9 protein-coding genes are annotated in these 13349 nt (G+C 61.8%); 1 reads left to right on the forward strand and 8 read right to left on the reverse strand.

What is annotated here, in order from left to right:
• Positions 1 to 197: 197 nt before the first annotated feature.
• From QRN52_RS04860 to QRN52_RS04880, 5 genes are all read right to left on the reverse strand, one after another.
• On the reverse strand, positions 198 to 1910 hold the full coding sequence (locus QRN52_RS04860) for a dipeptide ABC transporter ATP-binding protein (protein WP_284751634.1): 1713 nt from the start codon (positions 1908 to 1910) through the stop codon (positions 198 to 200).
• 11 nt (positions 1911 to 1921) lie between these two features.
• Positions 1922 to 2872, reverse strand: a complete 951-nt coding sequence (locus QRN52_RS04865; protein WP_059387473.1) for an ABC transporter permease — start codon at positions 2870 to 2872, stop codon at positions 1922 to 1924.
• Positions 2873 to 2879: 7 nt separating this feature from the next.
• Positions 2880 to 3809 carry an ABC transporter permease gene (locus QRN52_RS04870; protein WP_284751635.1) on the reverse strand — a complete coding sequence of 310 codons (930 nt, stop codon included), beginning with the start codon at positions 3807 to 3809 and terminating at the stop codon, positions 2880 to 2882.
• A gap of 133 nt (positions 3810 to 3942) precedes the next feature.
• Complete coding sequence (locus QRN52_RS04875) at positions 3943 to 5625, reverse strand: peptide ABC transporter substrate-binding protein (RefSeq protein ID WP_284751636.1); 1683 nt, start codon at positions 5623 to 5625, stop codon at positions 3943 to 3945.
• Positions 5626 to 6049: 424 nt separating this feature from the next.
• Complete coding sequence (locus QRN52_RS04880) at positions 6050 to 7897, reverse strand: ABC transporter ATP-binding protein (protein ID WP_284751637.1); 1848 nt, start codon at positions 7895 to 7897, stop codon at positions 6050 to 6052.
• 79 nt (positions 7898 to 7976) lie between these two features.
• Here QRN52_RS04880 and QRN52_RS04885 point away from each other — a divergent pair, with 79 nt between their 5' ends.
• Positions 7977 to 8606, forward strand: coding sequence for a PH domain-containing protein (locus QRN52_RS04885; RefSeq protein WP_284751638.1), 630 nt, complete (start codon positions 7977 to 7979; stop codon positions 8604 to 8606).
• A gap of 21 nt (positions 8607 to 8627) precedes the next feature.
• Here the strand turns inward: QRN52_RS04885 and QRN52_RS04890 are convergent, their stop codons facing one another.
• The 3 genes from QRN52_RS04890 to QRN52_RS04900 all read right to left on the reverse strand — a co-directional run bounded on the left by QRN52_RS04890 (position 8628) and on the right by QRN52_RS04900 (position 13220).
• A complete protein-coding gene (locus tag QRN52_RS04890) occupies positions 8628 to 9725 on the reverse strand; it encodes an ABC transporter permease (protein WP_284751639.1) in 1098 nt (365 codons plus the stop codon).
• Positions 9722 to 11263 carry an ABC transporter permease gene (locus QRN52_RS04895; protein ID WP_284751640.1) on the reverse strand — a complete coding sequence of 514 codons (1542 nt, stop codon included), beginning with the start codon at positions 11261 to 11263 and terminating at the stop codon, positions 9722 to 9724. The genes QRN52_RS04890 and QRN52_RS04895 overlap by 4 nt, the downstream gene beginning before the upstream one ends.
• A 181-nt stretch (positions 11264 to 11444) precedes the next feature.
• A complete protein-coding gene (locus QRN52_RS04900) occupies positions 11445 to 13220 on the reverse strand; it encodes an ABC transporter family substrate-binding protein (RefSeq protein ID WP_284751641.1) in 1776 nt (591 codons plus the stop codon).
• Positions 13221 to 13349: the final 129 nt, after the last annotated feature.

Here is a 13349-nt window from a genome sequence, read left to right on the forward strand (position 1 = left end):
ATAGAGTCTAAACGCTGTGGTATTTATTGGCCTAAAAATCACCCTCCAAGCCATCGAATTGTGCCCTTCATCACAATCGGCAAGGCGTTCCGGGCAAGCTGGAAACGACAAAAGAGCCGGTACCACTTCCCCCCACGGAAGTGGTACCGGCTCCCTTGCTCCCCTAACTCACACGGAGCGGACGGTCGCTATGCCCGTCAGGCCACCACGGGCGGCAGCATCAGGCTGGCGCCCGGGATCGCGTTGAGCAGGGCCTTGGTGTAGTCCTGCTGCGGCGAATCGAAGACGTCGTCGGTGCTGCCCGTTTCCACGAGCTTGCCCTTCTGCATCACGCAGACATGGTCGGCGATCTGCCGCACGACGGCGAGGTCGTGCGTGATGAACAAGTACGTCAGTCCAAGATTTGACTGCAGCTCGGCCAGGAGGTTCAGGACCTGGGCCTGCACCAAGACGTCCAAAGCGGAGACCGCCTCGTCGCAGATGATCACTTCGGGGTCGAGGGCCAAGGCCCGCGCGATCGCGACGCGCTGCCTTTGCCCGCCGGAGAGCTCGTTCGGGTACCGCTGCATGGTGGACTGCGGCAGCGCCACCTGGTCCAGGAGCTCCCTGACCTTCTTCTCGCGGCTGGCCTTGTCACCGATCTTGTGGGTCCGGAGGGGTTCCTCGATGGTCCTGAAGATGTTGTACATCGGGTCGAGCGAACCGTACGGGTCCTGGAAAATCGGCTGGACGCGGCGCCGGAACTTGAAGATCTCCCGGCTGTTCAAGGTGGAGGTGTCCACGCCGTCGAACACGATCCGCCCCGACGTCGGTGCGAGCAGGTTGAGGACCATCTGCGCCACAGTGGACTTGCCGGAACCCGACTCCCCCACGATCGCCGTCGTCGTCCCCCGCTTGACGTTGAACGAGACGTTGTCCACCGCGGTGAAGTCCGTTGACTTGCCGACGCCGGAGCGCAGCTTGAAGACCTTGCTGAGGCTCTCGACCTTCAGGACGTCGTCCGACAGCGCCTTTTCGACCACAGCTTCGGTGGGTGCAAGGAGTTCTTCCGTCTCGATTCCTTCGGCCTTGGCGGCCTGGATCCTCCGGGAAGCGAGGGACGGTGCGGAGGCCACCAATCGCTGGGTGTAGGGGTGTTGCGGGTTACGGAGCAATTCGAGGGAAGGACCGGCCTCCACCACGTTGCCGCGGTACATGACCACCACTTTGTCCGCACGTTCGGCCGCAAGACCAAGATCGTGGGTGATGAGCAAGACCGCTGTGCCGAGCTCCGCCGTCATGGTCTCGAGGTGGTCCAGGATCTGCCGCTGTACCGTCACGTCCAGGGCCGACGTCGGCTCGTCCGCGATCAGGAGCCGCGGCTGGCAGGACAGGCCGATGGCGATCAGGGCACGCTGGCGCATGCCGCCGGAGAATTCGTGCGGGTACTGCTTGGCGCGGCGTGCGGAGTCCGGCAGGCCGGCTTCCCCCAGGACGCGGGCGACGTCGGCAGGAGCGTTGGGCTTGCCGTTGGCGCGCAGCGTCTCGCGGACCTGGTAGCCGATCTTCCAGACCGGGTTGAGGTTGGACATCGGATCCTGCGGAACCATGCCGATCGTGTTGCCGCGCAGCTCGATCATGCGACGTTCCGGAGCGTGGGAGATGTCCTCGCCGTCGAGCAGGATCTGCCCGCCGGAAACCCTGCCGTTCTCCGGCAGGAGACCAATGGCGGCGAGCGCCGTCGTCGACTTGCCCGAGCCGGACTCCCCCACAATGGCGACAGTCTCGCCGGGCATGATGGTCAGGTGCGCGTTCTTGACGGCCTGGAATTCGCCGCCCGCCGTCTGGAAGGAGATGGCGAGGTCCCGGATTTCCAGGAGCGGACGCTCTTCGGATCCGGCTTCGTCGATGGTGACGTTGGATGTTGCCATGATTGCCTCCTTCATCGCTTGCGGCTCTTGGGGTCAAGGGCGTCACGCAGCGCGTCGCCAAGCATGATGAAGCTCAGGACCGTGATGGACAGTGCGGTTGCGGGGAACATCAGCACCTCGGGGTTGGTGCGCAACGTGTCCTTCGCCGCGGAAATGTCGTTACCCCAGGACATGATGCTGCCGGGCAGGCCAATGCCGAGGAAGGACAGCGTTGCTTCCGTCACGATGAAGACGCCAAGCTCCATGGTGGCCAGGACGATGATCGGCGCGAGCGCGTTCGGAACGACGTGCCGGACCAGCGTGCCGATCTTGGAGACACCGAGCGAGCGTGCGGCGGTGACGAAATCCGCGTTGCGGACTTCGATCACGGCCCCGCGGGTGATGCGGGCCATTTGGGGCCAGCCGAGCATCACGATGACCATGACCACCGTGAACACGCTCTTGTTCTCGCGGAAGAAGGGGAGCTGGGTGACTACCAGTGCGCCGAGGACCAAGGGCAACGCGAAGAAGATGTCGCCAATGCGGGCAATGATGGTGTCAACCCAGCCGCCGAAAAAGCCTGCCAGTGCACCGAGGGTGACCCCGATGATCAGGACGAAAATGACGGAGACGACGCCGACAGTCAAGGATGCCTGTGTGCCGTGGATGACGCGGGAGTAGATGTCGCAGCCCTGGAAGGTGAATCCCAGGGGGTGGCCGGCCGAGGGGCCAGCGAGGGAATCGCCCAGCTGGCAGTTGTCGTTCGGGGCTGTCTGCGTGAACAGGCCCGGGAAGAACGCGACGACGAGGAGCAGCAGAATCATGAGCGCCGAGATAATGAAGAGCGGCCGACGGCGGAGCTTCCGCCAGGCATCCGCCCACAGGCTCAGGGGGGCTGCGTCGACCTTGAGGGTATCGGTCGCCAGCAGCGGTGTCTCGTCGATAGGGGCAACGTAGTGCTCGATCTGACGGTTACTTTTCATAACGGATCTACTTTTCATAGCGAATCCTGGGGTCAAGCCAGGCGTAGAGGAGGTCCACCAACAGGTTGGCGGCAACGAAGACCAGCACCAGCACGCTCACAATGGCGACGACGGTGGGGCCTTCGCTTCGGATCACGGCCTGGTAGAGCTTTTGGCCGACGCCGGGCACGTTGAAAATGCCTTCGGTGACAATCGCGCCGCCCATCAAGCCACCCAGGTTCGCGCCCAGGTAGGTGACCACGGGAATCATGGAGTTCCGCAGGATGTGGGCCAGGACCACGCGGGGGCGGGAGAGGCCCTTTGCGGTTGCGGTGCGGACGTAGTCGGCGTTCATGTTTTCAATGACCGAGGCGCGGGTCAGGCGCAGCACGTACGCAAAGGACACGAGGCCAAGCACCGTGGCCGGAAGGACCAGGGTGCCCCAATCCGCGTTGGATCCAACAGTCGGCTTGGCCCAGCCGAGCTGGACGCCGACGACGAGCTGAAGCACGAAGCCCAGGACGAACGTCGGGACGGCAATGACCACGAGGGAGGCGACCAGCACGGTGGAGTCGAAGATTTTTCCCTTGCGCAAGCCGGCAATCAGGCCGAAGGCCACACCGAAGACGGCCTGAATGGCCAAGGCCTCGACGGCGAGCATGGCGGTCACGGGAAAGATGCGGCCAAGGGTGGCTGCGATTGGCTGGCCAGTGAAGTCCACCCCGAGGTTGAAGGTGAACAGGTTCTTGAGGAACAGGCCGTATTGGACCCAGAACGGCTGGTCGAGGTTGTATTGCTGGCGCAGCGCGGCAATGACGGCTTCGCTGGGCGGTCGGTCGCCGAAGAGGGCGCGGATGGGGTCGCCCGGGAGGGCGAAGACCATGAAGTACACGAGCAGGGTGGTTCCCAGGAACACGGGAATGACCTGCAGCAAACGCCGGAGGATGTACTGGGTCACAGCAACGGTTCCTGGGCGCTCTTGGAAGTATGGGGATTCATAAGGGACAGCTTTCGTGCCGAATCAAGGCATGGGGGCCCGGTTTGTGGCCGGACCCCCATGCGCTAACGAGCTTGGAACAAGTCCAGAAGGACTACTTTGCGGTGATGTTGTAGTACAGCAGGACGCCGTTCCAGCCGGAGTCAACGTTGGTCACGTTCTGGCTCCATACGGCCTGGCGTGCCTGGTACCACAGGGGCAGGTTCGGCAGGTCCTGGAACAGGATTTCCTGTGCCTGGGTGAACTTCTTGTTGGCGTCGTCCGTGGTCTTGGAGGCGAGGCCTTCGTTCAGCAGCTTGTCGAATGCCGGGTTGCTGTAGCCCTCATAGTTGGCGCTGGCACCGGTCTGCAGGACCGGGCCGAGGAAGTTGAACAGCGACGGGTAGTCGGCCTGCCAGCCTGCGCGGGTGAAGCCGGGGAGGGTCTTCGCCTTGCGGAGGTTGAGGATCTCGGCGAACTTTGCGAACGGCTGGCCTTCGGCCTTGATTCCGAGGTTGTTCTTCAGGTTGTTGGCAACGGCGTCGATCCATTCCTTGTTGCCGCCGTCGGTGTTGTACGCCAGCTGGAGGGTCTTGCCGGCGGGCCACGGGCTCATGGCGTCGGCCTTGGCCCAGAGTTCCTTGGCCTTCGCGGCGTCGAACTTCAGGACATCGGAGCCGGCCACGTTGGCGTTGTAGCCATCAACGGAGGGCGACGTGAAGTCCTTGGCGGGGATGCGGGTGCCGTTGAAGACGACCTTGGTGATTTCGTCGCGGTTGATGGCCATGGAGATGGCCTGGCGACGGAGCTTGCCGGCGTCTCCCTGGAACTCAGGCAGGTAGTTCGGGATGTTGAGCGTCGCGTTGCCTGCGTAAGCCTTGTTGAGGTTGTGGTCCGGGAAGTCCGTGGTGTACGTCTTCAGGGCGTTCGTCGGCAAGACGTCGGTGACGTCAAGGTTGTTGGCCTGGATGTCCGTGTATGCCGGAGCAGGATCGGTGTAGAACTTGAAGGTCACGCCGCCGTTCTTGGCCATGCGGGGACCCTGGTAGTCGGCGTTCTTGACGAGGGCGATCTGGCTGTCGTGCTGCCAGGCGCCCTTGGCGGCCATCTTGTACGGGCCGTTGCCGATGGGGTTTTCGCCGAAGGCCTTCGGATCCTTGAGGGCATCGGACGGGAGCGGCATGAAGGCGGAGTAGCCGAGGCGCAACGGCCAGTCGGCTTCCGGCTGGGCCAGCTTCACCGTGATGGTCGAGTCGTCCTTCAGAACCAAGCCGGACATGGTCTGCGCGGTCGGCGCGGGAGTCGACGTGGACTTGCCGTCCGCGCCCGTGGTCTTCTTGGTGGCGCTGACTGCGTCGTAGCCTTCAATGGATTCGAAGAAGCTGCTGCTGGCCTGCGCGTTGGTGCTCAGGGCGGCGAAGTTCCAGGCGTCAACGAAGCTCTTGGCGGTGACTTCCTCGCCGTTGGTGAACTTGGTGCCCTTCTTCACCTTGATGGTGTAATTCTGGCCGTCAGTCGTGTCAATGGATTCCGCGAGAGCGTTCACGGACTTTCCGCTGGCGTCGTAGCTTCGCAGGCCTTCGAACAGGAGTTCGACGACGCGACCGCCGTACACCTCGTTGGTGTTGGACGGCAGCAGGGGGTGCTGGGGTTCATTGCTGTATGCGGTGATGATTTTGTTCGGATCGCCGGCAGCGGTCTGGCCACTGCTCGCGGAGCCGGCGCTGCCGCATCCGGTAAGGGCAAGTGCGGCGACTGCCAGCAAGCCTAGAGCTTTGGAAGTGCGCGAAAAACGCATTCCGCCTCCTATGGATTCAGGGGGATGGGTCGGGGCAACTCATGGCTGCCTCCGGGGCCAGACACAGAATTATCCTGTGACGCGGCCTACGTGGATGTGTAATCCTAACCACACCTTGTCCGAAATATGGAATCCCATTGGCATGAACAACGAAGTGTGCTCTTGACAGTTTTAGTAATGAAGCAGTCATTTCAAGTAAATGAAGCAGTCATTTCAGGTAACGGGTTGGTCCTTGGTAAACTCGACATGCCTGACCCCTGTTTTCCCGCGGAAACCAGGGCCTTTTCGGGGACCCTAAAGGGAGTGCGACGGGCAAATCCTGTGCCCCACACAATGACGAAAAGAGCCCCCGCCGCCAATGGCGACGGAGACTCTTTTGTGGTTGCGACAGTCGGTTCGTGCCGCCGGGAATGCCCCCGGGTGGCTACTCGATGCCGGCAGCCATGAGCTGGGCGCGCAGTTCCCGACGCTCGCGCTGCTTCTCGGGGTCCGGAAGCGGGACCGCGGCCAGCAGCCTCTGTGTGTAAGGCTCCTGCGGATTGCGAAGGATCTGCTCCCTGGTGCCCTGCTCCACAATCCGGCCCCGCTGCATCACGCAGATCCGGTCTGCGAGCACATCAACCACGGCGAGGTCGTGCGTGACGAACAGGCAAGCGAATCCGAGCTCCTTCTGCAGGTTCTGGAAGAGTTCAAGAACTTTTGCCTGGACCGAAACGTCCAGCGCCGACGTCGGCTCATCTGCCACCATGAGCTTGGGCTGCAGGGACAACGCACGGGCAATACCGACGCGCTGCTTCTGCCCACCTGACAATTCATGCGGATAGCGGTTTCGGTAGCCGCGCGGCAGTTCCACCTGGTCCAGGAGGGTCTCGATCCGTTTCTGCAGATCGACTCCCTTCGCGACCCCGGCGAGGAACATCGGTTCGCCGATGCTTTCGCCGATGGGCAGCCGCGGGTTCAACGACGACGACGGATCCTGGAACACCATGCCGATGTCGCGCCGCACTTCGCGCAGTTGCTTTCCATTCCGTTTGGCCGCGGAAATGTCCTGTCCCACCACACGCATACTGCCGGCGGCCACAGGCAAGAGCCCGACGGCGGCGCGTCCAATGGTCGTTTTGCCCGAACCGGACTCCCCGACAAGGCCCACCACCTGGCCGGGGTAGATCACGAGGTTGGCTCCCTCGACAGCGCGGAACGCGGGCACCCGTCCCTGTTTGGGGTATTCAATAGCGACGTCGATCAGCTCGAGCACGGGGTTTCCCTTGGGCTTGGCCGCTTCTTCCGCCGCTGCCTTCAACGCTGCCTGGTTCTCGCGTTCCCGGCGAAGCAGCTCGTCATGTTCAACGGATTCCAGCTCCGTGTTGGTTGCCGCAGCCAATGCCGCGGTCACGTCGACGTCGGCCTTGTCCGCCCCTTGCCCCAGGTGCGGGACCGCTGCCAGAAGCGCCTGTGTGTACTCATGCTGCGGGTTGCTGAAGATCTGCTGCGCGGTGCCGGTCTCCACAATGACGCCCTTGCGCATCACTGCAATGCGGTCGGCCAAGTCGGCCACCACGCCCATGTCGTGCGTGATGAGGACAATGGCGCTGTCCAGCTTGTTGCGCAGATGGCGCATCAGGTCCAGGATTTCGGCCTGGACAGTCACATCGAGGGCCGTGGTGGGCTCATCCGCGATGAGGAGCTTCGGATCGCAGGACAACGACTGGGCGATCATGGCGCGCTGGCGCTGGCCACCGGAAAGCTGGTGCGGATATGACTTGAAGGCCTTCTCCGGGTCGGGAAGCTCCACCAGTTCCAGCATGCGCAATGCACGCTCCTTGGCTTCGAGCGGAGAAACCACATTGTGCAGCCGGATTGTTTCAACAATCTGGGCACCCACTGTGTAAACCGGGTTGAGGGCCGTCATGGGCTCCTGGAAAATCACTGCGACGTCCTTGCCGCGGACTTCCCGGATAGCGCCTGCCTTTGCGCCAAGCAACTCCTTGCCCGAGAGCTTCACACTGCCGGTTACCCGGCTGTTGCTGGGCAGGAGGTCCAGCAAAGCCATGGAGCTCGCGCTCTTCCCGGAACCGGACTCTCCAACGATCGCGAGGACCTCGCCTGCCCGGACCTCATAGTTCAGTCCGATGGCGGCCGGGATCCACTTCTTCTCCACGCCGAAGTCCACACTGAGATCGCGGACTTCCAGTACCACGCTCCCCGGCGCAGTCTTGTCCGAGGCAGTCTCAAGCTGCGTTGCCTCTGGTTCGGGGCTGGCGTTGTCAGTCATGTTGGGTATTCCCTTCCACCCGGGCCACCCTCCAAGGGGTGATTAGTGAAGTAGCCCGGAATCCTGAATTATTAGGGGCATGAGCCAAGAGCCGCATGCCGGAAATGTCGAAATCTTCAAGGCCCGCACCAGCAGGCTGTTCGCCTGGATTTGCTGGGCAGTCGCGGCCTTCGGGATAGTCGTGACCCTTGTGGTGGCCGGACCCGGTGCGCTTTTGGGCACCACTCCCCTGCTCTTGATTGCTTTCCTGGGCTGGTTGCTCTTTTGGCGCCCGGCGGTGGAGGTCCGGGACTCCGGAGTCACGCTGGAAAATCCCTACCGGACCATCGAAGTCCCGTGGGACGCCCTGGTACAGGTGGATACCCGGTATGCCCTCACCCTCATGACGCCGCGCAAGAAGTATCCGGCGTGGGCTGCGCCCGCCCCCGGTATCTGGGGCGGGCGCAATGCCCGCCCCGAGCACCTGAAAGGCCTCCCCGGCACTTCGTACGGTCCGGGCAGCTCTGTCCGTCCCGGAGACCTGAGGAACACGGATTCCGGTATCGCGGCTGTCTTGGTCAGGAGTCGCTGGCAGAGCCTCGTGGAATCCGGCCGTGTCGAACCTGGCCGGGCAGAGGACACTTTGGTGACCGTGAGCGTTGCTTGGTTCCGCGTGGCCGCCACGGTAGCTCTCGTGGCGGCCAGTTACTGGGCGGTCTTCCTGCAATAGGTCCCCCAAGGTGGGTCCCACTCAGCTGCCCTGCGCAGTATCGGCGAGCGGCGCCGTCGTCGTGCTTGACTGGCGCGTTGTTTCGACGGCGCTCTTGGCTTTGAATTTCTTCTGCCGCGGATCGAAGGCGTCCCGCAGGCCGTCTCCAATGAAGTTGATGCTGAGGCAGATCAGGATGATGAAGAGGCCGGGGTACCAGAACAGCCATGGCCGAGTGGCGAAGGCCTCCTGGTTCTGCGAAATCAACAGGCCCAGCGAGGTGTCCGGTGAATGTACACCCAGGCCGAGGTAGCTGAGGGCCGTCTCAAGCAGGATCGCAGCGGACATCGTCAAGGTGACGTTGACGATGAGCACGCCAACTGCATTCGGGAGAATGTGCTTGAAGATGATCCTGGCGTTGGAGGCTCCGGAGATCCGGGCGGCATCTACGAATTCCCGCTCCCGCAGGGTCAAGAACTCACCGCGGACAAGACGGGCCAGGCCCACCCAGCTGACGAGTCCGAGGAAAATACCCAGGATGACGACGCTGTTGCTGGACGCGAAGCCGGCGATCCAGCTTCCTTCATCCCTTCGGCTGGCAATCTGACCGACGACGGCTGCGAGGAGCAACAGCGGAATGATGATGATGACGTCGGTGAGGCGCATGAGGATGGCTTCGACCCAGCCGCGGAAATAGCCTGCAAGTCCCCCGATGATCGCGCCGATCGCACCCGCAATCCCGCCGATCAGGAGCATGACCGTGATGGACTGTTGTGCGCCACGCATTGTCATGGCGAACAGGTCGCGTCCAATCCGGTCCTGGCCGAAGGGATGCTCGCCCCAGGCAAACGGCCATAATGATGACGTCGGAGCGCCGTCGTTGACGAGCGGCGAAACGTCCAAATAGTTGTACTTCCACCATCCCGGTAGGCCAAAGGCACCCACCGCGGTAAAGGCGAGCAGGAAGATCACCACGAAGACTGCCAAACCGATCAGGGCGCCGGTGTGGCCGAAAAACCTCTTGCGGACGATCTGGCCTTGGCTCAGGCCGCTGGTGATTTCGCTGCCTGTTTGGGTGGCTGCAGCTTCAGCGAGCGCCTGTTGCGCGAGGAGTTCTTCCTCTTGTGTTGGCTGGCTCATGCTTTGATCCTTACACGTGGGTCGAGTGCGGAGTAAGCGAGGTCCGCTATCAGGTTGAAGACCATGGCCGTAACGGCCACACACAGGAAGACACCCATGACCGGGTTCGGGTCAATGTGCAGAAGCCCGTCGATGAACAAGAAGCCCATGCCGCGGACAGAGAAAACTGTCTCCGTGATGACGGCACCGCCGATGAGGGCTCCGATGTCGAAAGCAACAATCGTCGCGATCGGGATCAGCGCATTACGGAAGGCGTGACCCATGATCACCGAACGCTCACTCAAGCCCTTTGCCCGCGCCGTCCGAATGAAGTCCATGTTCATGATTTCCAGCATCGACGAACGCGTGAATCGCGTGTAGCTGGCCAGGGACACCAGGATCAAGGCGACCGTCGGCAGGACGAGGTGGGTGAGGGTGTCCGTTGACAGGATCCAGAAATCGCCCTGGATGTTCGGGGTTCCGGCCCCGATGGTCGCGATCGGACGTCCACGCACCCTGCTGTTGTTGAAGTAGGACGGCCACGCTTGCATGAAACGGTCCACGATCACGAGGGCCCCGACCAGGAAGGCGGTGATGGCGGCTGCACGCATTGACTGTCCCCGGTCGTAGCCGCCCATGAAGTACCCGACGGCCATGCCAACAAGGATAGTGGCGATGGCAAGAAGGAAAATCATCAGCCCGGTAGCCTCATTGAGCAGCGGTTGCATTGCAAAGTACGCGATGACGCCGATGCCGACCACGATCAAGCTCGATTGCAGCGCTTTCCGGTTCTTAAGCCCGGAAACCAGAATGGTGATTCCGACGGCGATTCCCGCACCAAGAATGGCGATGATGACGGGGCCCAAACCAGGGTTGCGGAACCACTGCGTCAGGGAGAAGTAGAAGAGGATGAGGGAGACAACCGCAAATACCGATCCACCGACGATCAGGCGGCGCTTGGCCGCTCCCCCGACGACCACAGCGGCGATGACGCCAAGAACGGCACCAATCCCCAAGGCCACGGCCGGTGGTATTTCCGGATTTCGAAGGAAGTCATTGAAGCCGATGGCGCCGAATTCCTTGAGGAGCACGGCAACCCAGAAGATCGGCAGGGAGAAGAACAGGAAGGCCATGAACGTCACGCCATAGTCCAAGGCGCTGTACTGACGGAGGGCAGTGACCACGCCTAGGGAAATGCCAATGAGAATGGCAAGGACTGTTGCGCCGGTGACGAGAGTCAAAGTTTGAACCAGCGCGAAGCCGAGTGCCTCCGTAATCGGCTGTCCCGCGATGTTCTTACCGAGGTTGCAGGCGTTCCCGAAAGGCACGAGACACTGGGCGGCGCCGCCGAGCCACTTGAAGTAGCGCAGCGGGGCAGGTGTGTTGAGGTCGAGCAAATTGGTTCGTGAGTCCATGAGCGCTTGCCGGTTCGGTGCGCTGCTGGCTCGGAACTCTGCCAAGGGATCCCCTGACAACGCTGTCAGGAGATACACCAGGAATGATGCTCCAAGAAGAATGAGTGCCGCCGTGACGAGCCGACGGACGATATAGGTCAACATGGTGTGAAACCTCGAAATCCAGGCCCGGGATCGCCAGTGCCTATCGCAGGATCGTGTCCCTTCCCTGCTTGAGGTCGGTGGGAAGCAGACAGTTTAGCTGGTGTACCAACCCGAAGGCGCCGGGACCATGAATCTTCGGTCCCGGCGCCCCGGCTAGCGGTGTTGCTCGCTGAGTTGGGACCTACTTCTGAGCCCACTCCCAGAAGTTCCACCAAACGCCAGTCTGGTTCGGCATGAGCTTCACGCCCGTGATGCGGTCGCTGTAAGCGTCCACGTTCACCGACTGGAAGAGCGGAACACCATAAGCGCTGTCCCAGATCTTCTTGTCGATCTGTTTCTCGAGGTCGTCCTGCTTGCTGCGGTCCGTAGTGACTACGAGCTCTTCCATCAACTTGTCAGCATCGGTGTTGCTGAACTGGTTGAAGTTGTTGCCACCAGCGGTCTTGAAGATCTGCGGAACGCCGGAGACTCCGACGCCCGGGTTGATCCAACCAAAGATCGTGGCATCGTAGCCGCCCTTTCCGAGCGCCTTGCCCCAGTCGGAGGCACCGAGGCCGCCGTCGACGATCTTGAAGCCCGCCTTGGTGGCGGATTCGCGGATCAGCGAGAAAGCGTCAACACGGTTCGGGTTGTCCTTGTTGTACATGATGCGGATTTCCGGTGTAGCGCCGTTGAGGAGCTTCTTGGCTCCATCGATGTCCACGTCCTGGTAGGCCGAGGAGCCATTGTTCTTGGCGGAATCAGCGTAGGCAGCCTGCTGGGGAACGAAGATCTGCGAGTCCAGCGGCTTCGCGTTCGGGTCAAGCTTGCCGATGATCTTGCTGACGATGTCCTTGCGGGGCACGGTCTTCATGAATGCCGTGCGCACGTTTTGGTCAGCCAGCGGGCCCGAGAAGTTCAGGTCCAAGTGATCGAAGGCCAGCTGGTTGCCCTGGTCAACGGTGACGCCCTGGCTGGTGAGTGCCTTGAGCTGTTCAAGGGTGTCGGCGGAAGCCTGCGGGGCAATGATGTCCGCTTCGCCGTTCTTGAGGGCCTGGACCTGTGCCGGTGCCGAACCGATGTATCGGACGGTGATTTCGTCAAGGTTTGGAGTCGGTCCCCAGTTGTAGTCCTTGTTGCGGACCATGGTGAGGGACTGGTCCTGGTTCATGCTCTTCACGATGTAAGGACCGTTAGAGAGGAACAGGGTGGGGTCTGCGGGAAGCGTCTTCGTGTCGAAGCCCGTGTTCCACATGTCCGACATTGCCTTCAGCTTCGGGTCCGTAGGCAGCGGTGCCTTGGTATTTCCGCGCGGCTTGCTCTTGAAGAAGTCAATCAAGGCCTGGGTGTCCTTCAGGCCGGCCTTCTGCGCAAGGACGTGGGCAGGAACGTCAATGCCGGGACCACCAAGCACGATCTCCCAGTCAGCGAACGGCTTGGAGTACTTGAGCGTCAGGGACTGGTTGTTGTCGCCGATCTCCGGGAAGTCCGTCAGGCTGAGGCCGGTGTTGTCACCAGCGTAGGAGAAGTAGGACGTACCGGTCTTGGCCTTGGGATCCGCGTCGTCGTAGTAACCGGAGAAGGCCGCCCACTGCAGGAGGAGGTCCGCGGCCGTAACGGGCGTGCCATCGGACCATTTCACGCCGCTGTTGATGGTGTACTTGACGGTCAGCGGATTGTCCGAGACCTTTTCCATCTTGCCGAACTTGTCGTTGTGGACGACGTTCAGCTTGTTGTCGATGTAGTAGAAGCCCGAGTGCGTCGCGTAGCTGACCTTGGAGTTGATGTCAGTATTGCCGTCGGCTGTGTTGGGGTTGAACGTGTTGAAAGCGTTGACCTCGACCACAGTGGCCGTGCCACCCGTCTTGGCTGCTCCGGTGGATGGGGTATTGCCACCGGAATTGCCGGCACAGGCGCTCAGTGCGATCGCGGCGATTGCCGCAATGCCCACTGCTTTGGAAGTACGTCCGAAACGCATTCCGCCTCCTATTTTTTTGAGTGGAAAAAGCCGGCGCTGTTGACTCCGGCAGACTGCCACAACCCCCTCAGCAGGCTTGTGGCTGGTCTCACATGAGCAGTAGCCTAGCGCCCGGAACGGATGTTTGGG

The organism is Arthrobacter sp. efr-133-R2A-120 (assembly GCF_030209835.1).
In the GTDB taxonomy this organism is placed as follows: Bacteria; Actinomycetota; Actinomycetes; order Actinomycetales; family Micrococcaceae; genus Arthrobacter.